This is a genomic window from uncultured Lentibacter sp. (assembly GCF_937123735.1).
Classification (GTDB): Bacteria; Pseudomonadota; Alphaproteobacteria; order Rhodobacterales; family Rhodobacteraceae; genus Lentibacter.
In genome coordinates this window covers 22,383-46,085 of sequence record NZ_CAKZKL010000007.1, presented here as the reverse complement: position 1 = coordinate 46,085, position 23,703 = coordinate 22,383, and the positions used below count along the sequence as shown (strand labels likewise).

The window sequence follows — 23,703 nt, the reverse complement described above, 5'->3', positions numbered from 1 at the left end:
GCTGAGACAGGTGGTTTATTGCGGTTGGTTTTCCAGCTCTTTTGACAGCATTCCGCCGGGCGCGCGGCTGATCTTGCCATCAAGTTCCAGCTCCACAAGCGCGGGGGCCACCCGGGCGGCGGGCTGATCCAGATCGCGGATGAGCTGGTCTTCGGGCAAAGGCGAAGGGCCAAGGCGCGACAGGATCTGCTGGTGCAGCGCCGCTGTTTCGGCAAGGCTGCGCTTTTGGGGTGCGGCTGCTGGCAGCTCAAGCCCAAGCTCGGCTTGTGGAGCCGGCGCGGCAGGGGCAAGGGGCGCAAGCGCCTCAAGCACATCGCCGGTGGCGCGGATGAGTGTGGCGCCGTCGCGGATCAGCATATTGCAGCCCGAGGCGCGGGCATCAAAGGGGTGGCCGGGCACCGCAAGCACCTCGCGGCCCTGATCAAGCGCGTTGCGCGCGGTGATGAGGCTGCCTGATTTGGCGGCGGCCTCTATCACCACAAGCGCCTGTGCGAGGCCGGAGATGAGCCGGTTGCGGCGCGGAAAATGCCGCGCCTGCGGGGCCAGCCCCATGGGTTGCTCGCTGATCAACAGGCCCTTTTGGGCAATGTCATGGGCCAGGTGGGCGTTTTCGGACGGGTAGATCACATCCACCCCGCCTGCGAGCACGGCGATGGTGCCGCCCTCAAGGCTGGCGAGATGCGCCGAGGTGTCAATCCCGCGGGCAAGGCCTGATACGATGATATGGCCTTCTTTGGAGAGCTCGCCTGCCAGCATCCGGGCGGTGCGCCCGCCCAGAGAAGAGGCATTGCGCGCGCCCACCATGCCGATGGCGGGGCGCTGAAACAGCGCCGGATTGCCGCGCACCCAGAGCAGCGGCGGCGGATCGGACAGATCATAAAGCGCCTGCGGGTATTGGGGCGTGCCATAGCACAGCAACTGCGCCCCGGCGGCGGCCCCGCGGGCCAGTTCGGCGCGGGCGGCGGCTTCAGAGCAGGGCTGGTAGTTTTCAAGGCCCGCGGCGCGGGCGGTCTCGGGCAGAGCCTTGAGCGCGGCGGCGGCGCTGCCGGTCTCGCTCAGAAGGCGGAAAAAGGTGGAAATGCCAACACGGCGGGAGCGTAAGAGACGAAGCCACAACACCTGATCATCTTCCGTGGTGGGTGGGAGTGGGGGGTGAGTGGAAGGATGTAAACCTTCAGACATTGCGACTCCGTTCTCTTACAGAATCATCATTACCCTTTGTTGGTTAACAGCTTCTGAATCACTTCAGCCTTTTTGGCGCAGAACGGCGCCGGGGTTCATAATTCCTTGCGGATCGAGCGCGGATTTGATGGCGCGCATGGCCGTGAGCTTGGCCGGGTCTGCATAGCGTTCAAGATCTGCGGTTTTCAGCCGGCCCAGCCCGTGCTCGGCCGAGAAGCTGCCGCCCATCCGGACCACCAGCTCATGGACCAGGCTTTGCACCTCTTCTGCGGCCGCCCCGTAAGAGGCCCGGTTGCGGCCTGCGGCGGGAAAGACGTTGTAATGCAGATTGCCGTCGCCGAGATGTCCAAAACAGTTGATGCGATAATCGCCATGGGCGGCGAGCGCGGCATTGGCCTCGGGAATAAAACCAGCGACGTCTCCCAACGGCAGCGAAATGTCATGGCTGGACAGGCTGCCAACGGCTTTGTTGGCAATCGGGATGGCCTCGCGCAGGCTCCAGAGCGCGGCGGACTGCGCCTCGCTCTGGGCGATGATGCCGTCGCTGGCGAGCCCCTCTTGCAGCGCGGTTTCAAACAGCTCTTCAAAGAGCGCTTGCGGTGTGGGGCCGCGCGCAAGGCCCAGCTCGGTGAGCACCATCCATTCGGGCGGCTGGGGCCAGGGCTGGCGCAGATCGGGCAGCTTCTCGGCCACAAACTCCAGCCCCTGACGGTGCAGCAGCTCAAAGGCGCTGACGGTTTCTCCGGCGATGGCGCGCAGGTGGGCAAGCAGGCTCAGGGCGGCGGCGGGGCTTTGCACGGCAAAGAGCGCAGTGCCGGTTTGGGCGGGGCGGGCAAAGAGCTTGAGCGCCGCAGCGGTGATCACGCCCAGCGTGCCTTCGGAGCCGATGAGCAGGTTGCGCAGGTCATAGCCGGTGTTGTCCTTGCGCAGGCGGGTGAGGCCGTTCCAGACGCGGCCATCGGGCAGAACAGCCTCAAGGCCAAGCGCCAGATCGCGGGCATTGCCGTAGCGCAGCACATTGATGCCACCGGCATTGGTGGCAAGGTTGCCGCCGATCTGGGCTGTGCCTTTGGAGCCGATGGAGAGCGGAAACAGGCGCTCTGCGGCAAGGGCTGCGTCTTGCACCGCCTGAAGGGTGCAGCCAGCCTCGACCACGATGGCATTCTCGGAGGGCAGCACCTCGCGCACCCGGTTCATGCGCTCCAGCGAGAGCAGGAGCGGTGCGCCCTCGGCCGTGAGCTGTCCACCCACAAGCCCTGTGCCCCCGCCATAGGGCAGAAGTGCGACGCGATGCGCAGCGGCAAAGGCGACAATGATGCTGACCTCAGCCACCGATTGCGGCGCGGCGACAGCGGCGGCGACGCCCTGCCATTTGGCGCGCGGCTCTTCAAGGTAGCGCGGCGCCACCGCGCGCAGCGTGCCTTGGGGCAGCTTGCTGGCGAGAGCATCAAGAAGATCGGGCGTGAGCGGCGTGAGCATGGCCTTAGCCTATATCTGTTTTGCCACGGCGGTCCATCCGCAGGGCCGCATAGAGCACATGGTTGCGCCAGCGCCCGTTGATTTGCAGATAGCTCTGCGCGACGCCCTCATATTTGAAGCCGGAGCGCTCCAGCAGGCCGCGCGAGGCCGCATTTTCCGGCAGGCAGGCGGCTTCTATGCGGGAGAGATCCATGGCGGTGAACCCGTGATGGACGACCGCGCGGATGGCCTCTTGCATATAGCCCTGACGGGCGAAGGCCTCGCCTGTCCAATAGCCCACGGTGGCGGCCTGGGCAGGGCCACGGCGGATGGTGTCAAGGGTGATGGCGCCGAGCAGCTGGGCATCGGCACGGCGGATCAGAAAGAGGGGCACTGCGGTGTCGCCCGCCAGCGAGCGTTGGGCCCAGTAGACCCGGTTGGTGAAGGCGCGCCGCGAGAGGTGATCACTGCTCCAGCTCGGCTCCCAGGGCGTGAGGAACGCTTCGGAGGCGCGCCGGAGGCTGGCCCAGCTGTGAAAGTCGGAATGCTGGGGCGCGCGCAGGGTGAGACGCTCGGTCTCTATCCTGAGTTTCTTGCGCGCCCGCATCAGCATGTTAGGCGGCCCGTTTTTGCAACAAGCTGCCCAGCTCGGGCGCATCGGCCACGGGGCCATAAAGCGCAAGCGCGGTTTTGGCCGAGGTGGCCATTTCTGCGCCAAAATCGCGCACGCCTTGGGCTGTCACGGCGTCGATCTTCTGCACGACCTCCTCCAAGGCGGGCACGCGGCCCCAGATCTGGGTCATGCGGGCGAGGCGCTCGGCGCGGTTTGACGGGCCTTCGAGCCCCATGAGCATACCGGCCTTCATCTGCGCGCGGGCGCGGTCGACCTCGGCTTGGGACATATCTTCGGCGGCGCGGGCCATTTCCGCGAGCGTGATTTCCGCCAGCTCGCCGACCTGCTCACCGGAGGTGCCGGCGTAGATTGTCATCATGCCTGTATCGGCATGGGCCCCGGCGGAGGCAAAGATTGTGTAGCAGAGGCCGCGCTTCTCGCGGATTTCCTGAAACAGGCGCGAGGACATGCCACCGCCAAGGGCGGAGGCGTAGATCTGTGCGGTGAAGATGGCATCATCCCGATAAGCAGGGCCTTCAAAGCCCATTGCAAGATGGGCTTGCTCAAGGTCTTTCACAACGCGCCGCTCTCCGCCCGCGAACTGCGCGGGCGTTTCGCTTTGCGCCGTGCCCTGCGGCAGGGCGGCAAAGAGCGCCTCGGCCTGTTGCACCAGCACATCATGATCTACAGCGCCTGCGGCGGCGAGGATCATGTTTTGGGGGCCATAATATTGCGCAACAAATTCCTTGAGGTTGTCGCGCGAGAAGGCGCGCACGCGCTCGGCCGGCCCAAGGATGGTGCGCCCGAGGGCCTGCTCGGGGTAGGCCTCTTCTTGCAGCCAGTCAAAGATCACATCATCCGGTGTATCCAGTGCCTGGCCGATCTCTTGCAGGATCACCCCGCGCTCCACCTCGATTTCGCGCGGATCAAACACCGGGTTCACCAGAATATCGCCGATCACATCCACCGCGAGGGGCACATCGCCTGCCAGCACGCGGGCGTAATAGGCAGTTGTCTCGCGGCTGGTGTAGGCGTTGATATAGCCGCCGACATTTTCGATGGCTTCGGCAATGTCGAGAGCTGAGCGGGTCTTGGTGCCTTTGAAGGCCATATGCTCCAGAAAATGCGCGATCCCGTTTTGCGGCGCGCTCTCGTGGCGCGCACCTGCGGTGATCCAGATGCCGACCGAGGCCGACTGAAGCCCCGGCATATGCTCGGTGACGATGCGAAAGCCGTTTTTGAGAGTGTGGGTCTGGATGCTCAATGCGCGATCCGTTCTTTGATAAGGGTTTGCAGGGCGGCGAGATCATTCTCGACGCGGGTGACGCGCTCTTCGCGCTCAAACAGATCGCTCATCCGGGGCGGCAGCGGCGGGCGGATGCCTGTGGCGGCTTCCACCGCATCGGGGAATTTGGCCGGGTGCGCCGTGGCCAGGGTGATCATCGGCGTATCGGGCGCAAGGTGCTCTTCGGCCACTTTGACGCCGATGGCGGAATGCGGGCAAAGGAGCTCGCCCGTTGCCGCCAGAGTGCGGGTTATGGTTTCGCTGGTCTCGCTCTCGGAGCAGTTGCCGCTGTCATAGCTTTCGCGCAGGGCTTGCAGCGCGCCCTGGCTGACGGAGAAGCCCGACTGCTTCAGCTCGGCCATGAGCTGCGCCACCGGGGCGGCGTCGCGGCCATAGGCCTCAAACAGCGCGCGCTCGAAATTGGAGCTGACCTGAATGTCCATCGAGGGGCTGATTGAGGGGGTGACCCCATCGGGGCGGTATTCGGCTGTGCAGAGGCAACGGTGCAGGATGTCGTTCTGGTTGGTGGCGACAACGAGGCGATCAATCGGCAGGCCCATGCGCTTGGCGATATAGCCTGCGAAAATATCGCCGAAGTTGCCTGTGGGCACAGTGAAGCTCACCTTGCGGTGCGGCGCGCCGAGCGCCACGGCGGAGGAAAAGTAATAGACCACCTGCGCGAGCACACGGCCCCAGTTGATCGAGTTAACCCCCGCAAGCGACACACCATCGCGGAAGGCGAAGTCGTTGAACATGTCTTTCACACGCGCCTGACAGTCATCAAAGTCACCTGTCACAGCGAGGGCGTGGACATTGCTCTCGCTCGGCGTTGTCATCTGGCGGCGCTGCACCTCGGAGACGCGGCCGTGGGGATAAAGAATAAACACATCGACATTGGACAGCCCGCGAAACGCCTCGATGGCGGCGGAGCCTGTGTCGCCAGACGTTGCGCCGACGATTGTGATCCGCTTGCCCGAGCGGCTGAGGGCGGCCTGAAACATCTGACCGATGATCTGCATGGCGAAGTCTTTGAAAGCCAGCGTCGGGCCGTGGAACAGCTCGAGCAGGAAATGCCCGCTGCCCAGCTGCACCAGCGGCGCGCGGGCGGCATGGCCAAAGCCCGCATAGGCGCGGGCGATAAGCTCTTTGAACTGCGCGTCAGAAAATGTCTCGCCGATAAAGGGGCGCATGATGGCGAAAGCGGCCTCTTCATAGGACCGCCCGGCAAGGGCGGCGATCTCGGCTTGCGTCAGGGTCGGGATGTCTTTGGGCAGATACAGCCCGCCATCGCGCGCAAGGCCGGTGAGCATGGCCTCTTCAAAGGTGAGTTCTGGCGCTTGGCCGCGGGTGGAAATATATTTCATGGCGTCGCTTTCGCGTTTCGGCGTTTGAGAAAGTAGGCGCTCATTAGCACCCAAACAGCGGCCAATCCATACCAAGTGATGATGTATTCGAGGTGGTTGTTCGGGATTGTGCTGGTGTCAAGTGGCAAGGGTTTGAGCGCGGGGCTGTTGGGTGTCACCCTGCGGGTGATGATGAGCACCGGCTCGGTCTGAAGGGCTGCGGCCAGCGCCGGGACCTCGCGGGCATACCATATGTTTGCGGCCAGGTCATTGTCCGGTGTGTAGCTGTCGCGCTCGTCGGGCCAGTGCAGATTGCCAACCACAGTGGCTGCCCCCGCCGGGCGGGGCGTGTCTTTTGCGGCGACGCGGATATAGCCGCGATCCACAAGCAGCCGGCGACCCTCTGTTTCAAAGGCTTGAATGATCCGGTAACCGGCGCCCTGATCGCGGGTGGAGACAAGCACGCGCACCTCGGGGCCTGTGAGCACGCCTTGTGCTGCGACGGTGAGGAACTGGTCGGCCACCGGATCGGGCTTGGCGGGCACAGCCACGGGTGCGGCCTCAAGGCGGGCGTCAATCGCGGCGAGATAGGCGCTTTTCTCGGCCATGCGGGCAACTTGCCAGTTGCCAAGGCTGATCAGCGCGCCAAGCACGAGCAGGGAAAGCAGGAGGAAGGGCCAGTTTTTTTTCATGTCCGAGCAGTAGGGCGAGAGAGGGGGCGCGCGCAAGGGCGCAAACGCAAAGCGCCCCGCAAAAGAGCGGGGCGCTGCTGTGGAAACTTACGAGGCAGGCTTACTGGCCCCAGACGTAGACCGCCGCAAAGAGGAAGAGCCAGACCACATCCACAAAGTGCCAATACCAGGCGGCAGCTTCAAAGCCGACATGGCGCTCGGGTGTGAAGTGACCCGCTTGCAGGCGGAACAGGCAGATGGCCAAGAAGATGGTGCCGATCACAACATGGAAGCCGTGAAAGCCGGTGGCCATGAAGAAGTTGGCGCCATAGATGTTGCCAGCAAAGCCAAAGGCGGCGTGGCTGTATTCATAGGCCTGAAAGCCAGTGAAGATTACCCCGAGGACAACGGCGATGATCAGCCCCCATTTCATGTCTTCGCGGTTGTTTTCATGGGCCATTGCGTGGTGCGCCCAAGTTGCCGCCGCGCCTGAGCAGAGCAGGATCAGCGTGTTGATCAGCGGCAGGTGCCAGGGGTCGAATGTTTCGATGCCGGCAGGGGGGAACTGGCCGTCAACCATCGGGCTTTCCGGGCCCATCGGGTAGAACGCGTGTTTGAAGAAGCTCCAGAACCAGGCCGCGAAAAACATGACTTCGGACATGATGAAGAGCACCACGCCGTAGCGCAGGCCGATTTGCACAACGGGCGTATGATCGCCTGTGTTGCTTTCGTGGACAACTTCGGACCACCAGCCATACATGACATAAAAGGTGAAGAGGAACCCGGCGATCATCACGAAAGAGGTGATGTCGTGGAAATAAAGCACCGCGCCGAACAGCAAGACAAAGCAAGCCAAGGAGCCCAGAAGCGGCCATGCTGATGGGGGTAGGATGTGATAATCGTGATTTTTTTCGTGCGCCATGATGTCCCTCGCCGGAGGCTGTTTGTGATTAGTTAAGGTTGGTTTTATCACCTGTGTCCAGTGCGGCTTGCGCTTCTGGCAGGTCAATTTCGTAGAATGTGTAGCCCAGTGTGATCGTATGGACATACTGGCCTTCGCGGTCTGTCACGATTTCCGGGTCAACGAAGAAGGTGACAGGCATTTGCACCCGCTCACCCGGTTGAAGCACCTGCTCTTCAAAGCAGAAGCAATCAATCTTGGTGAAGAAGCTGCCGGCTTCATAGGGTGTTACATTGTAAGATGCAGAGCCGGCCACGGGCAGATCTGTGGGGTTATAGGCCTCATAAAAGGCCAGGCCCGTTTCGCCGATCCGCATTTCCATCTCGCGTTGCATGGGCTTGAAGCTCCAGGGGAAGTCCCGCTCGATCGAGGCGTCAAAGCGGATCTTGATGGTTTGATCCAGAATGACATCGGAGCCTGCATCGGCGGTGTTTGTCACGCCGCCAAAGCCGGTGACCCGGCAGAACCAATCATAAAAGGGCACAGAGGCCCAGGCGAGCGCACCCATCACCAAAACGACGCCCACGGTTTGCGCCAGTGTCTTGTTTTTGCCGTTCAATGCCATCAGTCACTTGTCTCCTGTGAAGAAGTTGATGTGGCTGTCCCGGTTGCGGCAGCGTTGGCCGCGTCTGTTTGGGCCCGTTCTTCGGCCATTGCCGCGTTTTGCGCGGTGAGTTTCACATAGGTCATGCCCATGATGAGAATAACAAAGCTGCCCAACACAAGGCCCAGGCCCACGTTGCGGCTTTTGCGGCGGCCGTGGATTTCATGTTCAACGCGCGGTGCCGTGCTCATGTCCAGCCTCCAAAGCCATAGGGCGCAAGGCCCTTTTCAAGCAGAATTGCAACAAAATGTGCAAAAAGGTAAATCAGCGAAACGGTGAAAAACCGCCGCTCCGTCTTGTAGTTGTCGGCTTCGGCGGTGGCCTCGGGGCGGCGCCAGATGTCCCATGCGCCTTTGAGGAAGACGGCGTTGAGCACCAAGGCGCTGATCAGGTAGAGCGGCCCACCAATGCTGGTAAAGCCGATCCCCACAGCGATCGGGGCCAGAAGCAGGGTGTAGACAAGGATGTGGGCGCGGGTCACGCGGCGGCCATGGGTCACGTTGAGCATCGGCACGCCAGCATCGCGGTAATCGGATTTCATAAACAGCGCCAGCGCCCAGAAGTGTGGTGGGGTCCACATGAAGATCAGGGTGAACATCAGCACGCTCTCTACGCTGATGCCGCCTGTGGCCACGGCCCAGCCGATCATCGGAGGGAAAGCGCCGGCCGCGCCGCCGATCACAATGTTCTGCGGGGTCCAGCGTTTGAGCCACATGGTGTAGATCACGACGTAAAAGAAGATGGTGAAGGCCAGCAGGCCCGCGGCAACGAGGTTGGCGGCCAGCCCGAGCATGACAACAGAAAACACCGAGAGAAACATACCGAAGGCGAAGGTTTCGCTCTCGGAGATTTTGCCGGCGGGAATGGGGCGGCTCTGGGTGCGGCGCATGATGCGGTCGATGTCGGCATCATACCACATGTTCAGCGCGCCGGAGGCCCCCCCGCCAATCGCGATAAAAAGGATCGCGGCAAAGGCCAACAGCGGATGCACCGGCACGGGCGCGGCCAACAGACCCACCAGCGCGGTGAACACAACAAGCGACATCACGCGCGGTTTGAGCAGGGCGAAATAATCGCCAAAGCCCGCGTCGCCCGTGTCTATGTGTGTGTTGATAGAGGTGTCGCTCATCGTCTCTCTCAAGGATCAGGTGAGGGGGAAACTCGGGGCGGCGCACCGCCCCGGCCAAAAGATCAATCGGCAGAGGCCACAGCAACGGGGGCTGTGATGCCGGCATATTCTTCTTTGGCGCCCACGAGCCAGGCGTCATAGGCCTCTTGGCTCACCACTTCGACGGTGATGGGCATATAGGCGTGGTCCTTGCCGCAGAGCTCGGAGCACTGGCCAAAGTAGAGGCCTTCTTTCTCGGCCTTGAACCAGAGTTGCGCGAGGCGGCCTGGCACGGCGTCTTGTTTCACGCCGAAGGCAGGGATCGTCCAGGAGTGGATGACATCGGCGCCTGTGACGGTCATCACGACAACCTTGTCAACCGGCACAACAATGCGCGTGTCGGTGGCGAGGAGGTATTCGTCATCGGAATAGCCATAGTCTGCCAGCTCATCGCGCGCGACCATGAAGCTCTCGAATTCGAACTCTTCGTCGGTGTATTCATAGCCCCAATACCATTGGTAGCCGGTCACTTTGATGTTCACTTCGCCTTCAGGGATGATCTGTTGCTTGAACAGAACCGGCAGCGAGAACGCCCCGATGAACACAAGGATCAGAACGGGCACCAGCGTCCACATCACCTCGATGGGGGTGTTGTGGGTGAAGGTGGCGGGAACAGGGTTGGCCTTGCGGTTGTGGCGCAGGATGATCCAGGCCACGAGGCCGATCACCAGAAGGCAGATTGCAAAAATGATCCAGTTGATGGCGGTGTCGAGCCAGAAAATATCGCGCGCAAGCTCTGTGGCTGCGGGCTGGAAATTCAATGCGCCATCGACAGGTTTGCCAACCCGCTCAACAGCGTCTTGCGCCATGGCTGGAAGGGCAAAAATGGCAGTCATAAGAGCCAGAAGAGAAGAAAGAATTCGCATGGTTCACCCTGATCGGTTGAGTATGTCTGTTTTGTCGTAAAGCAAAAGGAACCAGAGACTCACGTCTCGGCCCATTGCGTCTTGGAGCTTCAGAAACCATATTCTGAGCTCAGAGACAATATTGCAGCTTGCGTCAAAGAGACGCTTTTTTGATTTAGATCAAGAAAATACGCCCCGCCAAAGACAGGAAAACCCATGAGCAACGCGCCTTTCCGCCCTTTTGAGACCGAGTTGGACGAGGGCAAAGCCCTTGAAATGCTGAAAGAAGCCTGTGCCGGGGCCGAGGATGGCGAGCTTTTTCTGGAGCGCGCCAAGTCGGAATCACTGGTCTTGGATGACGGGCGCGTCAAAACAGCCAGTTTTGATACATCTCAAGGTTTTGGTTTGCGCGCTGTGCGGGGAGAGGTGGCGGGATATGCCCATTCCACCGAGATCAGCGAGACAGCTGTGCGCCGCGCTGTGGAAACCGCGCGGCTTGCCGTTGGCGAGGGCGGCGGCACGATGGCCGCTGGGCCAAAAGGCACGAACACGCGGCTTTACGAAGCGCTTGACCCGATCGAGAGCGCCGGGTTTGCGGCCAAACTTGATATTTTGAAAGAGATCGACGCCTATGCGCGGGCGCTGGACAAAAGGGTGGTGCAGGTGACGGCCTCGGTTTCGGCGAGTTATCAGGAGGTCGAGATCCTGCGGGTCGATGGCCAGCGGCTGGCCGATGTGCGCCCGATGGTGCGGCTCAATGTCGGGGTGATCGTGGAGCAGGACGGGCGGCGCGAAAGCGGCTCTGCGGGCGGCGGCGGGCGGATTGCGCTCACCAGCCTTCTGGAGCCTGCAAGCTGGCAGGCCAAGGCGCGCGAGGCGCTGCGCGTGGCATTGGTGAACCTTGAGGCTGTGCCCGCCCCTGCGGGGCAGCTTGATATTGTGCTGGGGCCGGGCTGGCCCGGTATTTTGCTGCACGAGGCCATAGGCCACGGGCTTGAGGGCGATTTCAACCGCAAGGGCAGCTCGGCCTTTGCGGGGCTGATGGGGCAGCAGATTGCCGCCAAGGGCGTGACGGTGCTGGATGACGGAACGATCCCCGAGCGGCGCGGCTCGATCACGATTGATGATGAAGGCACGCCAAGCGGGAAGAATGTGCTGATTGAGGACGGTGTTCTGGTTGGCTATATGCAGGACCGCCAGAATGCGCGCCTCATGGGTGTGGAGCCCACAGGCAACGGGCGGCGCGAGAGCTTTCAGCACATACCGATGCCGCGGATGACCAACACCTATATGCTGGGCGGCGCGGCTGACCCTGCCGATATTGTGGCCGACCTCAAGGATGGCATCTGGGCCGTGGGCTTTGGCGGCGGGCAGGTGGATATTACCAACGGCAAGTTCGTCTTTTCCTGCACCGAGGCTTACCGTGTGAGAAACGGCAAGGTGATGGAGCCTGTGAAGGGCGCCACGCTGATCGGCGACGGGGCGACTGCGCTCAAGAATATCCGCGCGCTGGGCAATGACATGGCGCTTGACCCTGGCATGGGCAACTGCGGCAAGGCCGGGCAGTGGGTGCCTGTGGGCGTGGGCCAACCCACAGTCATGATTGGTGGTTTGACCGTAGGCGGCTCTGCCGCCGGAGGCTGACAGGCGCTTTACAGCCCCTCAAACGCGCAGAGCGCCATCACGTCCATGCCCATGGCCTCGAGGCGCTTGCGCCCGCCGAGATCGGGCAGGTCGATCACAAAAGCGCAGCTGATGATTTCGCCCCCCAAACGCTCAATGAGCTTGATGCCGGCTTCGGCTGTGCCGCCTGTGGCCAAGAGGTCATCGACCACGAGGATCTTCTCGCCGGCCTGAATGGCGTCATCGTGGATTTCCACAATCGCCTCGCCGTATTCGAGCGTATAGTCTTCCGAAATCACCGCGCCGGGCAGCTTGCCTTTCTTGCGGATCGGCACGAAGCCGACGGAGAGCTGATGCGCGATTGCGCCGCCAAGGATGAAGCCACGCGCCTCAAGGCCGACCACCTTGTCGATCTGCATGCCTGCATAGGGGTGCAACATCTGGTCAATCGCCATGCGAAAGCCGCGCGGGTCGGCAAAGAGCGTTGTCACATCGCGAAAGAGGATACCCTCGTGGGGGAAGTCAACGATGGTGCGGATATAGTCTTTAACGGTTTTCATGTGACTCCTCAGGGGGTTGCGCGTTTGAGTGTGGCGGTGAGCAGGCCCATGGCGACAAGGGTTGCGCCGCCTGTGCGGGTCATCCAGGCAAGGGCTTTGGGCTTTGCGATGAGGCTGCGCAGACGGTCTGCGAGGAGCGCATAGGCCAGTGCGTTGAGGGTTGCAAGGCTCACGAATGTCGCGATGAGCAGCGCCATTTGCGGTAGGATGGCGGCCTCGGGGCGGATGAACTGCGGCACGAAGGCGATGAAAAACGCGATGCTCTTTGGGTTGAGCGCGGTGACGGCGGCGGCATGGGCGAAAACGCCACCCGGCGTGACGCTTTGTGCCGCTTCGGGCAGCGCGAGGCTGTCTTCGCGGGCGGAGCGCAGAAGCTTTACCCCAAGGTAGACCAAATAGGCCGCGCCGACCCATTTGAGCACCGAAAACGCCGTGGCCGAGGCGAGAACCAGCGCACCAAGGCCCGCGAGCGAGGCTGTCATGGCGAGCAGATCGCCCAGAGCGACGCCAGCGGCAGAAGCCAGCGCCACCGAGCGGCCCTTGGAGATGGCGTAGCTCATCACCAGCAGGATCGTCGGGCCGGGGATCATCAGGAGCACCGAGGAGGCGAGGACGAAGGCGAGCCAGGTGTCGGGTGTCATGGTTACAGGGCTTTCTTAACAAAGGGTAACAGGGCTGCGCGCGCCGATCACAACACGCGGCCGGCGACGGCGTCAAGCTTGGCGAGAAGGGCCGGATCGCGGGCCTCGGGGGCTGTGAGAATGGCATAGTCCAAAGCGCGGTCGCAGCCGTGCGGGCAGGGCGCGCGGGCGGCTCCGAGTAGGGCGGGGAGGCGGCTGACCAGAGCGCGGCCTTTCTCGGCGTTGCCCATCAAAGTTTTAATGATTTCAGTCACATCGACTTCGCCGTGCTCAGGATGCCAGCTGTCGTAATCGGTGATCATGGCGACGGAAGCATAGCAGAGCTCGGCCTCGCGGGCGAGCTTTGCTTCGGGCATATTGGTCATGCCGATGACATCGGCGCCCCAGCTTTCGCGATACATGCGGCTCTCCGCCAGCGTGGAGAATTGCGGGCCTTCCATGGCGAGGTAGGTGCCGCCCTGATGGACGGTGATGCCCGCGTCCCGAGCGGCCTCAAGGCAGGCCGCGCCAAGGCGGGCGCAGGTGGGATGCGCGACCGAAACATGCGCCACGCAGCCTGTGCCGAAAAAGGATTTCTCCCGCGCGAAGGTGCGGTCAATGAATTGATCTACAATGACAAAATCGCCCGGGGCCATTTCTTCACGGAAGCTTCCGCAGGCGGAAACGGAGATCACATCCGTCACACCGAGACGCTTTAAGGCGTCGATATTGGCGCGGTAGGGCACGCTGCTTGGCGTGTGCACATGGCCGCGGCCGTGGCGGGGGAGAAAGGCCATTTTGACCCCCTCAAGGCTGCCTGTCAGAACCGCATCGGAGGGCTTGCCCCAAGGGGTTTCAACCTCTTGCCAGACAGGGTTTTGCAGCCCGTCGATCTCGTAGATGCCTGATCCGCCGATGACGCCGATGATTGTCTCGCTCATGGTGTTCTCCCTGTCTTTTCCAGCCTCATTTGTGGCCTGAGCCAGCGCCGAAGGCAAGGCGGCGCGCGCTGCGTTAACCGGCTTGTGAAGCCGCAGAATCAGGGGGGTGATAAGCGTGCACAACCCGTGCACAAAGCGTGCACCGCCTGAAACACCTTTTGGGAATCGGCGACTTGTTAACCTTTTGGCCCTGTTTTTGAGAAAAACCCTGTGCAGCGCTGCAACGGGGCAAGGGCTGCGCGTGCTTCGGGGGTGGCCATTTGGCGCGGAGCGGGTTAGGGCGCAGGGCTGAATGCGAAACGGAACCACCCGAGTAGGACCGAAGATATGAAACGCGCCCTGATGGCAGCTTTTGCCAACCGCCTTGCCATGCCCGACCTGAGGCTGATGCCGGACGAGCCCTTTAGCGTGGGGCGGATCAGGATCGAGCTGCTGGCGGGGCTGACGGTGGCGCTTGCGCTTGTGCCCGAGGCGGTGGCCTTTGCCTTTGTCGCTGGGGTGCACCCGCTTGTCGGGCTTTATGCGGCGTTTCTTGTCGGGCTGATCACCGCTGTTTTCGGCGGGCGGCCCGGGATGATCTCGGGGGCGACGGGGGCCTTGGCGGTTGTGATGGTGGCGCTCGTGGCGCAGCACGGGGTGGAATATCTCTTTGCGACCGTCGTGCTCATGGGGATCTTGCAGCTCATTGCGGGGGCGATGCATTGGGGCAAGTTCATCCGCCTTGTGCCGCATCCAGTGATGCTGGGCTTTGTGAACGGGCTGGCGATTGTGATTTTCCTCGCGCAGATGACGCAGTTCAAAGTGCCGGGCACGGTTGTGAACACGGGCCACGGCATGAGCGGGGGCGAGTGGCTTTCTGGGACGCCGCTGATGATGATGCTTTCGCTTGTGGCGCTGACCATGGCGATCATCTGGGTGATGCCCAAGGTGACACGGTTTGTCCCCGCGCCGCTTGCGGGCATCGGGATTGTCGCGGTGCTTGTGATTGCGCTGGGGCTTGATGTGCCGCGCGTGGGCGATCTGGCCTCCATCAAGGGCGGCTTGCCGAGCTTTCACATTCCGACTGTTCCGCTGAGCTGGGAGACCTTCGAGATTATCCTGCCCTATGCGGTTATTCTGGCGGCGATTGGCCTGATCGAGAGCCTGCTCACGCTCAACCTTGTGGGCGAGATCACCGGCAAGCGTGGCGGGGCTTCGCAGGAATGTCTGGCGCAGGGCGCGGCCAATGTTGTGACCGGCTTTTTCGGTGGCATGGGCGGCTGTGCGATGATCGGGCAGAGCATGATCAACGTGAAATCGGGTGGGCGCACGCGGATTGCCGGTATTGCGGCGGCCTTGTTCCTGCTGGTGTTTATTCTCTTTGCCTCGCCGCTTATTGAGCAGATCCCGCTGGCCGCGCTTGTGGGGGTGATGTTCATGGTGGTGATCGGCACATTTGCGTGGAACTCGCTCACCATTTTGCGGCGCGTGCCGCTGACGGATGCCTTTGTCACCATCCTCGTGACGATTGTGACGGTGGCCTATGACCTTGCGATTGCGGTTGTTGTGGGGGTGATCGTTTCGGCGCTGGCCTATGCGTGGAACAATGCCACGCGCATTCATGCTGTGACGCGCGAGTCGACCACGGATGAGGGGGCGAAAGTCTATGAGATTCAGGGGCCGCTCTTCTTTGGCTCGGCAGACGGGTTTGCGGAGCTGTTTGACGTGGCCGGCGACCCTGATCTTGTGATCGTGGACTTCAAGGACAGCCGGGTTGTGGATCAATCGGCCTTGCAGGCGATCGAGGCTGTGGCGGCGAAATACGAGGCGGCGGGCAAGCAGATCAAGCTGCGCCACCTGAGCCGCGACTGCCACAGGCTTTTGACCAAGGCGGGGCACCTTATGGTTGATAGCGACGATGACCCCGATTATGCGCTGGCGGTGGATTATGATGTGCAGACCGGTATTCTGGACGGCGGACACTGAGGGGACACTGCGGGGCGCACTGAGGGGACACTGCGGGGCGCGCCCTTGGCTGGCCATTTGACATCCCCTGCCAGACGGGCAGACTGCGCTCAATCAACGCAAAGGACAGCGATATGAAACAGCGCGAGTTGGGCCGCACGGGTATTTTTGTGAGCGAGATGTGCCTTGGCACGATGACCTTTGGCACGCAGACGGGCGCCGCCGAGGCCCATGCGCAGATGGATATGGCGCTGGCGCATGGGGTGAATTTCTGGGACTGCGCAGAGATGTATCCTGTGAACCCCCTGAGCAAGGAAACCCAGGGCGATGCGGAGCGCATTCTGGGGGACTGGTTTGAACGGACGGGGCGCCGGGGTGAGGTTGTTCTGGCCACCAAACATTCGGGCGCGGGCTATAAGAATGTGCGCGATGGTGCGCCGATTTCGGCTCAGACGATCCCTGAAGCGGTTGAGGGCAGCTTGAAGCGGCTCAAGACCGATGTGATTGATCTATACCAGTTTCACTGGCCCAATCGGGGCTCTTATATGTTTCGCCAGAACTGGACCTATGACCCCAGCGGGCAGGACCGTGCCGAGACCATGGCCCATATGGAAGACACGCTGGGCGCGTTGCAGCGCGAGGTGGCGCGCGGCACGATCCGCGCCTTTGGCCTTTCAAACGAGAGCGCTTGGGGAACATGCCAGTGGCTTGCGGCCGCGGAGCGCGTGGGCGGACCGAGGGTGGCCTCTGTGCAGAACGAATATTCGCTGCTGTGCCGCCTTTATGATACCGATATGGCCGAGATGAGCGTGAATGAAGATGTGGGCCTGCTGGCCTTTTCGCCGCTTGCGGCGGGTTTTCTGAGCGGCAAATATCAGGGCGGGCAAGTGCCTGAAGCCTCGCGCATGAGCCTTGTGCCGGAGATGGGCGGGCGCAAGAGCGCGCGGGTGCTGGACGCTGTGGCGGCTTACCTGGCGATTGCCGAGACGCACGGGCTGGACCCTGTGCAGATGGCGCTGGCCTGGGTGCTGACGCGGCCCTTTATGGGCAGCTCGATTTTTGGGGCAACCACGCTGGGCCAGCTGGAACATGCGCTGGGTGCGGCAGATGTCAGCCTTTCCAAAGAGGTGCTGCGCGCGATTGATGCGGCGCACAAGCTGCACCCGATGCCTTACTGAGCGGTGCTGCGCAGGGCGCTCACTGAGCGGCCGTGCGCGGCGCGAAAGGCGCGCGCGAAGCTGGCTTGCGAGGCAAAGCCCGTCGCCAGCGCGATGTCCTGCACGGGCAGCGCCGTGTCCAGCGCGAGGCGATGGGCCTCGGACAGCCGCAGGGTGAGGTAGGTGGCTTTCGGGCTTTGCCCGAGCGCGGCCTGAAACCGCAGCTCCAAAACCCGCGGCGAGAGCGAGAGCTCGGCTGCGAGCCGCGCGATTGTGAGGGGCGTTTCGATATTGGCCTGCATGAGCGAGAGGGCCCGGGCCACGGCAGGATGGTGGCGCGCCAGCTTTTGGCGGCTCGTGGGGTTTTGCGGCAGCTCTGCGGGCAGAGAGGGATCGTGCAGAAAAGCCCCGGCAACCTCCTGGGCGAGCCTTGCGCCAAACCGCTCCTCGATCAGCCGCAGCATCATATCAAGGCCCGGCAGGGCGGCACCGGCTGTGGCGAATTTGCCGGACAGAACGAAGCGGTGGGCAAGGGTTTCCACAGCCTCAAAGCGCGTTGCGAAGCCGGGCAGATCTTCCCAATGGGCTGTGGCGCTGTGGCCGTTGAGCAGCCCGGCGCGGGCCAGAAGCCAGCTTGCGCCATCAATTGCCGCGATCTGGCCTGCGCGCGGCGCGACACGGCGCAGGGCCGCCAGAAGCGCCGGCGTGGCGTGGGCCTCAAGGTTGAAACCGGCCACCAGAATGAGCAAATCACAGCTCTCCAACCGCGCCAGCGGCGTGCCGTGGACCTCAACGCCGGAGGTGAGCCGGGCCGGGGCCTCTGTGGCGGTGACAAAGTGCCAGTGAAACAGCGCCCGCCCGGCCCGGCGGTTGGCGGCGCGCAGCGGATCAACCGCAGCGGCAAAGCTGAGCGTGTTGCTGTCACTGACTGTGAGAATGGCCGTGTGCAGCGGCTTTGGCGCGATTTTTTCGGATATAGACATGAAATATTCGTAAAAGATCAAAAGGCAGGCGACAAGAGCGCAGATAGTTTTCGCAAACTCACCCAATTGGAGGGATTCGCTTATGCCACTGACTATGAACAAAGAGGTCTTTATCACCTGCGCCGTCACAGGCTCGGGCGGCACCCAAGACCGCAGCCCGCATGTGCCGCGCAGCCCCAAACAAATCGCCGAGAGCGCGATTGCCGCCGCCAAGGCCGGCGCAGCTGTGGTGCATTGCCATGTGCGCGACCCGGAAACAGGCGCGCCGAGCCGTGACCTCAAGCTCTACCGCGAGGTGACAGACCGCATTCGCGAGGCGGACACGGATGTGGTGCTCAATCTCACCGCCGGCATGGGCGGCGACATGGTGTTTGGTGGCGTGGAAAGCCCGCTGCCGACGGTTGCCGGAACCGACATGGTGGGCGCAACCGAGCGCGTGGCCCATGTGGCCGAGTGCCTGCCCGAGATCTGCACGCTGGATTGCGGCACGATGAACTTTGCCGAGGCTGATTATGTGATGACCAACACGCCCGGGATGCTCACCGCGATGGGGCGGATGATGACCGAGCTGGGCGTGAAGCCAGAGATCGAGGCGTTTGACACCGGCCATCTCTGGTATGCCAAGCAGCTTGTTGCAGATGGCGTGCTTGCGCCGGATGCGCTGGTGCAGCTCTGCATGGGCGTGCCTTGGGGCGCGCCGAATGATCTCAACACCTTCATGGCGATGGTGAACAATGTGCCCGACAGCTGGAGCTGGTCGGCCTTCTCGCTGGGGCGCGACCAGATGGCTTATGTGGCCGCCGCTGTGCTGGCCGGGGGCAATGTGCGGGTGGGGCTGGAAGACAACCTCTGGCTCGACAAGGGCGTTCTGGCAGAGAACTATCAGCTTGTTGAGCGCGCGGTGAGCATCATTGAAAACATGGGGGCGAAAGTGATCGGCCCTGAGGCCGTGCGCGAAAAGCTCAACCTGACCAAACAGGCGCCGAAAGGATGACAGCGGTTTTGCGCCACGGCGCGCTGGGCCTGTTTGCTGTCTTGGCGCTGGCGGCTTGCCAGCTTGAGACGACAGGTGCAGGGGGCGCGCCAAACACCAGCCCGCGCGGCGCAGCGCTTGACTCTGCGGCCTGTGAGGCCGGTGGCGGCACTGTTGTTTTCGGGCTGGCGGGGCCGCAATGCGCGCGCCCGCAGCCGGACGCGGGCAAGGCGTGCACCAGTAACAGCGATTGCGCGGGGCTGTGTCTGGCCAAGACGCAAAGCTGCGCGCCTGTCACGCCGTTTTTTGGCTGCCACGAGGTTTTGGCAAACGGCTCTGTGGCCACGATCTGTATCGACTAACACAAAAGGAACGACAAAGATGATGAAACGGGCGGCTATCATTGGCGGTGGTGTGATTGGTGGCGGCTGGGCCGCGCGGTTTTTGCTCAATGGCTGGGATGTGCGGGTGTTTGATCCTGACCCGGAGGCCGAGCGCAAGATTGGCGAAGTGCTCGCCAATGCGCGCCGCAGCCTGCCCGGCCTTGGTAATATGGCGCTGCCCGAGGAAGGGCGCTTGAGCTTTCACACCGATCTGGCCGAGGCTTGCGACGGCGCGGCTTGGGTGCAGGAAAGCGTGCCGGAGCGGCTTGACATCAAACACAAGGTCTATGGCCAACTGGCCGGTTGTGTGGGGGCGGAGGCCGTGATCGGCTCTTCCACATCGGGTTATAAGCCGAGCGAGTTGCAGGAGGGCATGTCACTTGCCGCGCAGATCGTGGTGACGCATCCGTTCAACCCGGTTTATCTTTTGCCGCTTGTCGAGCTGGTCACGACCGAGGCCAATGCTACAGGCATTATCGCGACGGCCAAGGAGGTTATTTCGGGCATCGGGATGTATCCCTTGCATCTGAAGAAGGAGATTGATGCGCATATTGCGGATCGCTTCCTTGAGGCTGTCTGGCGCGAGGCGCTTTGGCTGGTGAAAGACGGGATTGCCACCACCGAAGAGATCGACAATGCGATCCGCTACGGCTTTGGCATTCGCTGGGCGCAGATGGGCCTGTTTGAGACCTACCGCGTGGCCGGTGGCGAGGCGGGGATGCGCCATTTTATTGCGCAGTTCGGCCCTTGCCTGAGCTGGCCCTGGACCAAGCTCATGGATGTGCCGGAGCTGACCGACGAGCTGATTGACGCGATTGCCGACCAGTCCGATGCGCAGAGCGGAATGCACAGCATCCGCGAGCTGGAGCGCATTCGCGATGACAACCTTGTGGGGATGATGCGTGCGCTGGGCGCGAACGACTGGGGCGCAGGCGCGCTGCAAAACGCCCATGACAAGAGCCTGCGCGCGGGCGCGGGGATTGCCGCGCATATCGACGAGATCGCCGACCTGAGCCAGCCTGTGCTGACGCTGCACCGTGTGGTGCCGCTCGACTGGCTCGACTACAACGGCCATATGACCGAGAGCCGCTATTTGCAGGCTTTTGCCGACTCAACCGACCGCTTTATGGCGCAGATCGGCTGTGATGCGGCGTATATTGCGAGTGGCGGCAGCTACTTTACCGCCGAAACCCATATCCGCCACATTGACGAGGTCCATGCCGGCGCGAAGATCACCGTGCACACGCAGGTTGTTCTGGGGGAGGGCAAGAAGATGCATCTTTTCCACAGTATGCGCGAGGGCGAGCGGCTTTTGGCGACGGGCGAGCATATGCTTTTGCATGTGGACCTTGCCACGCGCCGCGCGGCCCCGCCTGCGGCGCATGTGGAGGCGGCGCTGGTGAAGGTGGCCACGGCTCATGCCGCGCTGGCGGCCCCTGAAGGGTTGGGCCGTGCGATTGGAGACCCGCGGTGAGTGCGCGGGTTCTGATCACTGCAGGGGCCTCGGGCATCGGACGGGCGATGGCGGAGGCCTTTGCGGCCAAGGGGGCGCAGGTCTGGGTGAGTGATGTGGACAAAAAGGCGCTGGCGCGCCTGCCTGCAAGCTGGGGGGCTGCGGATGTGGACGCCTCTGACGAGGCGGCCATGGCCGATTTTTTTGCCGAGGTGAAAGCGCGCTGGGGCGGGGTGGATGTGCTCTGCGCCAATGCGGGCATTGCCGGGCCGACGGCGGCTGTGGAGGATATTGCGCTGGCGGACTGGCGCAGATGCGTGAGCGTGAACCTTGAAGGCGCGTTTCTGGCGGCGAAGTATGCGGCACCGATGATGAAGGCGGAAGAACATGGCGCGATCATCCTGACGTCCTCGACGGCGGGGCAATATGGCTACCCCTTCCGCGCGCCCTATGCGGCGGCGAAATGGGCGGTGATTGGCCTGATGAAAACCCTTGCAATGGAGCTGGGGCCCTATGGCATTCGCGCCAATGCGATCTGCCCCGGCGCGGTAGAGGGCGACCGCATGGAGGGCGTGCTGGCGCGCGAGGCCCGCGCCAAGGGCATGACGCGCGATGAGGTGTATCAGGGCTACGCCGCCGGCACCTCGATGCGCAGCTTTGTCACGGCCGAAGACATTGCCAATATGGCGGTTTTTTTGGGCTCGGATGCGGCGCGGCTTGTGAGCGGGCAGGTGATTGCTGTGGACGGGCACACGGAGAACCCTGACCCGAAGGTTTGATATCGCATTTTCGCGGCGCGAAAATCCGACACGGCGGGATAGTCTCAATGGGAAGACGCCGGGGTTAGGGCCGGGGTTAGGGAAGCTCTGCGGCGAGGCTGTCAAGGTGATCGGGGAAATCGCGGGCTGTGATCCGGGCCTCAACCACCAGGGCATCAAAATGCTGGGTGAGGGCAGCGACGCGCGCGCGATCACGGAAGGTGAGATAGTCGCGGCCCACATAGAGCGCGGCGAGGAGCGGGCCGAAGACTGTGATCGGGGCAGAGAACAACCGGCGGGCATCAAAGAGGTAAATCCGCAGGCGCGGGTAGAGCTGGCTGTGCAGCTCCTTGAAGCGGGCAATCTGGGCCTGACGCACATCTGTGGGCAGGCCACGATAGTAGCCTTCACCATGCACAAAACTGGCGATTTCATAGAGCGGCAGGGCGATTTCGTAGTCAGACGGGGCTTCGCGGATGAAGGCGAGGCGGTCTTGCATCGCGCCGATGGCCTGCTCGGCGGTGCGGCCAAGATGGGGGGCATATTCCCAGTTGAGCAGCTCGCGGGTTTTGAGCATATCGGGCAGGGCGGCGGGGACATGGCGGATTTTGTAACCCGCCGCTTCCTTGTGCCACTCAAAGATTTGCTCATCAATCATGGCGCGCGGCGCTTCTGTGAGGGTGAGCGCATTGGCCAGAAGCGTGGCGGCGGTTTCGGGCCGGTCAGAGAGCGAGAGCAGCCAATCGGCCGAGACGCCAAGGGCAGCGGCGCATTCGCCCACCACTTGCGCATTGGGCAGGCGCGCGCCCGAGCCTGAGAGCAGCTGGGAAATGGTGGAGCGGTCGACGCCGATCTGGCGGGCGAGGGCGGTTTGGCTCTGGCCAGCCTCGGCCATGGCGCTGGCGAGGCGCAGGCGAAACTGAGCCGCGCGGAGGCGTTTGTCTATTTTATTCTGCATGTGGTGATAAATATCACATATAGAGAGAAATGTTAATCATATTCGGACTGCGCAGCGGCGCGTTTTGGCGCTAGCTCTGAGGCCACCTTTCTTGAACCTCCGGAGCCATTGTGGACAGCCGACGCCGCACCTTTACCAAAGCCGTTTTATGGAACCTTCTGGGCTTTGCCGTGATGAGCCTTGTTGGCTTTGTGGCGACTGGCTCTTTCGCAACAGGCGGGGCAATTGCGCTGGTGAACACCTGTCTCGGCTTTGCCATGTATTTTGGCTATGAGCGGCTCTGGGCCAGGATCAGCTGGGGGCGTGTTCACCCATGACGGTTGCAAAGGTGGAGTGGCCCACGCTGGCGCTTTTGGTGGCCACATACGGGCTTTGGGCGCTGGGTGTGAGCTGGGCGGCGGCGCTTTGGCTGCCATTGGGCATGATCTGCGTGGCGCTGGCGGCGGTGCAGCATTCCTCCCTCTGCCATGAGGCGCTGCACGGGCATCCGACGCGCCTGCGCTGGCTCAACGAGGCGCTGGTCTTTCCGCAGCTCTCGCTGGTTATCCCTTACGGGCGGTTTCGCGATTTGCACCTCATTCACCACCGCGACGAAAACCTGACCGACCCCTATGATGACCCCGAAAGCAACTACCGCGATCCGGCTGTCTGGGTGCGGATGCCGGCTTGGGGGCGGGCGGTGCTTAACTTTAACAACACGTTGTTCGGGCGGATGCTGGTTGGCCCGCTTGTGGGGCAGGTGTTCTTCATGCGCGAGGATTGGCGCGCCATACGCGGAGGCGACAGGGCGGCTTTGCGGGCTTGGCTTGTGCATATTCCGGCGGCGGCGCCGGTGATCTGGGCGGTGCTGGCGGCGGATATGATGCCGCTCTGGGCCTTCTGTCTGGCCACATATGCCGCGCTTGGGGTGCTCAAGATACGGACCTATCTGGAGCACCGTGCCCATGAGGCCACACAGGGGCGCACGGTGATTGTGGAAGACCGTGGGCTGCTGGCGCTTCTGTTTCTCAACAACAATTACCATGTAGTGCATCACGAGCGCCCCGGTGTGCCCTGGTATCGCTTGCCGGCGTTGTTTCGGGCGGAGCGGGCGGCGTTTCTGGGCAAGAATGACGGCTATTATTACCGCTCGTATCGCGAGATTTTCGGCAAGTATCTCTGGCGTGCGAAAGACCCTGTGCCACATCCGCTCTGGCCAAAGGATGAGGGCCGCGCGTAGA

The 23,703-nt window shown here is 62.5% G+C and carries 25 protein-coding genes; 9 read left to right on the top strand and 16 right to left on the bottom strand.

Annotated elements, in window-relative coordinates; all coding sequences use genetic code 11:
• Window positions 1-15: 15 nt before the first annotated feature.
• The 11 genes from dprA to coxB form a co-directional block, all read right to left on the bottom strand.
• Entirely contained in the window at window positions 16-1,182 is a 1,167-nt protein-coding gene (dprA, locus tag Q0478_RS01310; RefSeq protein WP_298675338.1) for a DNA-processing protein DprA, read from the bottom strand.
• 63 nt (window positions 1,183-1,245) lie between these two features.
• The gene (locus Q0478_RS01305; RefSeq protein ID WP_298675335.1) at window positions 1,246-2,661 is read right to left on the bottom strand and encodes an FAD-binding oxidoreductase; all 1,416 of its coding nucleotides are present in this window, start codon (window positions 2,659-2,661) and stop codon (window positions 1,246-1,248) included.
• A 4-nt stretch (window positions 2,662-2,665) separates the two neighbouring features.
• On the bottom strand, window positions 2,666-3,250 hold the full coding sequence (locus Q0478_RS01300) for a GNAT family protein (protein ID WP_298675587.1): 585 nt from the start codon (window positions 3,248-3,250) through the stop codon (window positions 2,666-2,668).
• Window positions 3,251-3,254: 4 nt separating this feature from the next.
• Entirely contained in the window at window positions 3,255-4,517 is a 1,263-nt protein-coding gene (locus Q0478_RS01295; protein WP_298675332.1) for a pitrilysin family protein, read from the bottom strand.
• Window positions 4,514-5,902 (bottom strand): threonine synthase, encoded by a 1,389-nt coding sequence (gene thrC, locus Q0478_RS01290; protein ID WP_298675330.1) that lies wholly within the window; start codon window positions 5,900-5,902, stop codon window positions 4,514-4,516. Before thrC ends, Q0478_RS01295 begins: the two co-directional genes overlap by 4 nt.
• Entirely contained in the window at window positions 5,899-6,573 is a 675-nt protein-coding gene (locus Q0478_RS01285; RefSeq protein WP_298675327.1) for an SURF1 family protein, read from the bottom strand. Before Q0478_RS01285 ends, thrC begins: the two co-directional genes overlap by 4 nt.
• Before the next feature lie 100 nt (window positions 6,574-6,673).
• On the bottom strand, window positions 6,674-7,474 hold the full coding sequence (locus Q0478_RS01280; RefSeq protein ID WP_298675324.1) for a cytochrome c oxidase subunit 3: 801 nt from the start codon (window positions 7,472-7,474) through the stop codon (window positions 6,674-6,676).
• A 28-nt stretch (window positions 7,475-7,502) separates the two neighbouring features.
• Window positions 7,503-8,078 (bottom strand): cytochrome c oxidase assembly protein, encoded by a 576-nt coding sequence (locus Q0478_RS01275; protein WP_298675321.1) that lies wholly within the window; start codon window positions 8,076-8,078, stop codon window positions 7,503-7,505.
• A complete protein-coding gene (locus Q0478_RS01270; protein WP_298675317.1) occupies window positions 8,078-8,308 on the bottom strand; it encodes a cytochrome C oxidase assembly protein in 231 nt (76 codons plus the stop codon). Before Q0478_RS01270 ends, Q0478_RS01275 begins: the two co-directional genes overlap by 1 nt.
• On the bottom strand, window positions 8,305-9,246 hold the full coding sequence (cyoE, locus tag Q0478_RS01265) for a heme o synthase (RefSeq protein ID WP_298675314.1): 942 nt from the start codon (window positions 9,244-9,246) through the stop codon (window positions 8,305-8,307). Before cyoE ends, Q0478_RS01270 begins: the two co-directional genes overlap by 4 nt.
• 62 nt (window positions 9,247-9,308) lie before the next feature.
• Window positions 9,309-10,151: a cytochrome c oxidase subunit II gene (gene coxB, locus Q0478_RS01260; RefSeq protein WP_298675311.1), complete on the bottom strand. Its 843-nt coding sequence runs from the start codon at window positions 10,149-10,151 to the stop codon at window positions 9,309-9,311.
• A 195-nt stretch (window positions 10,152-10,346) separates the two neighbouring features.
• On the opposite strand from coxB, the gene tldD reads away from it, so the two are divergent.
• A complete protein-coding gene (tldD, locus tag Q0478_RS01255; RefSeq protein WP_298675308.1) occupies window positions 10,347-11,774 on the top strand; it encodes a metalloprotease TldD in 1,428 nt (475 codons plus the stop codon).
• Between the two features lie 8 nt (window positions 11,775-11,782).
• On the opposite strand, the gene Q0478_RS01250 is transcribed toward tldD, so the two are convergent.
• Genes Q0478_RS01250 through Q0478_RS01240 form a run of 3 tightly spaced genes read right to left on the bottom strand, consistent with a single transcriptional unit; the run spans window position 11,783 to window position 13,874 of the window.
• On the bottom strand, window positions 11,783-12,313 hold the full coding sequence (locus Q0478_RS01250) for an adenine phosphoribosyltransferase (protein ID WP_298675305.1): 531 nt from the start codon (window positions 12,311-12,313) through the stop codon (window positions 11,783-11,785).
• A gap of 8 nt (window positions 12,314-12,321) precedes the next feature.
• Window positions 12,322-12,954 (bottom strand): LysE family translocator, encoded by a 633-nt coding sequence (locus Q0478_RS01245; RefSeq protein ID WP_298675302.1) that lies wholly within the window; start codon window positions 12,952-12,954, stop codon window positions 12,322-12,324.
• Between the two features lie 47 nt (window positions 12,955-13,001).
• Entirely contained in the window at window positions 13,002-13,874 is an 873-nt protein-coding gene (locus Q0478_RS01240) for an S-methyl-5'-thioadenosine phosphorylase (protein ID WP_298675300.1), read from the bottom strand.
• Between the two features lie 327 nt (window positions 13,875-14,201).
• Here Q0478_RS01240 and Q0478_RS01235 point away from each other — a divergent pair, with 327 nt between their 5' ends.
• Window positions 14,202-15,839, top strand: a complete 1,638-nt coding sequence (locus Q0478_RS01235; protein ID WP_298675297.1) for a SulP family inorganic anion transporter — start codon at window positions 14,202-14,204, stop codon at window positions 15,837-15,839.
• 113 nt (window positions 15,840-15,952) lie between these two features.
• Window positions 15,953-16,996 carry an aldo/keto reductase gene (locus Q0478_RS01230; protein WP_298675293.1) on the top strand — a complete coding sequence of 348 codons (1,044 nt, stop codon included), beginning with the start codon at window positions 15,953-15,955 and terminating at the stop codon, window positions 16,994-16,996.
• On the opposite strand, the gene Q0478_RS01225 is transcribed toward Q0478_RS01230, so the two are convergent.
• Window positions 16,990-17,958: a GlxA family transcriptional regulator gene (locus Q0478_RS01225; RefSeq protein ID WP_298675291.1), complete on the bottom strand. Its 969-nt coding sequence runs from the start codon at window positions 17,956-17,958 to the stop codon at window positions 16,990-16,992. The two genes, Q0478_RS01230 and Q0478_RS01225, sit on opposite strands and share 7 nt — an antisense overlap.
• An 82-nt stretch (window positions 17,959-18,040) precedes the next feature.
• Here Q0478_RS01225 and Q0478_RS01220 point away from each other — a divergent pair, with 82 nt between their 5' ends.
• Genes Q0478_RS01220 through Q0478_RS01205 form a run of 4 tightly spaced genes read left to right on the top strand, consistent with a single transcriptional unit; the run spans window position 18,041 to window position 21,546 of the window.
• Window positions 18,041-18,952 (top strand): 3-keto-5-aminohexanoate cleavage protein, encoded by a 912-nt coding sequence (locus Q0478_RS01220; protein ID WP_298675288.1) that lies wholly within the window; start codon window positions 18,041-18,043, stop codon window positions 18,950-18,952.
• Window positions 18,949-19,293 (top strand): hypothetical protein, encoded by a 345-nt coding sequence (locus tag Q0478_RS01215; RefSeq protein ID WP_298675285.1) that lies wholly within the window; start codon window positions 18,949-18,951, stop codon window positions 19,291-19,293. Before Q0478_RS01220 ends, Q0478_RS01215 begins: the two co-directional genes overlap by 4 nt.
• A gap of 19 nt (window positions 19,294-19,312) precedes the next feature.
• Window positions 19,313-20,788: a carnitine 3-dehydrogenase gene (locus Q0478_RS01210; RefSeq protein ID WP_298675282.1), complete on the top strand. Its 1,476-nt coding sequence runs from the start codon at window positions 19,313-19,315 to the stop codon at window positions 20,786-20,788.
• Window positions 20,785-21,546 (top strand): SDR family oxidoreductase, encoded by a 762-nt coding sequence (locus tag Q0478_RS01205; protein ID WP_298675280.1) that lies wholly within the window; start codon window positions 20,785-20,787, stop codon window positions 21,544-21,546. Before Q0478_RS01210 ends, Q0478_RS01205 begins: the two co-directional genes overlap by 4 nt.
• A 76-nt stretch (window positions 21,547-21,622) precedes the next feature.
• Here Q0478_RS01205 and Q0478_RS01200 read toward each other — a convergent pair whose 3' ends face one another.
• On the bottom strand, window positions 21,623-22,483 hold the full coding sequence (locus tag Q0478_RS01200) for a helix-turn-helix transcriptional regulator (RefSeq protein ID WP_298675277.1): 861 nt from the start codon (window positions 22,481-22,483) through the stop codon (window positions 21,623-21,625).
• 110 nt (window positions 22,484-22,593) lie between these two features.
• Between Q0478_RS01200 and Q0478_RS01195 the strand changes: the two genes are divergently transcribed.
• Window positions 22,594-22,800 carry a DUF2061 domain-containing protein gene (locus Q0478_RS01195; RefSeq protein WP_298675274.1) on the top strand — a complete coding sequence of 69 codons (207 nt, stop codon included), beginning with the start codon at window positions 22,594-22,596 and terminating at the stop codon, window positions 22,798-22,800.
• On the top strand, window positions 22,797-23,702 hold the full coding sequence (locus tag Q0478_RS01190) for a fatty acid desaturase (RefSeq protein ID WP_298675272.1): 906 nt from the start codon (window positions 22,797-22,799) through the stop codon (window positions 23,700-23,702). The genes Q0478_RS01195 and Q0478_RS01190 overlap by 4 nt, the downstream gene beginning before the upstream one ends.
• Window position 23,703: the final 1 nt, after the last annotated feature.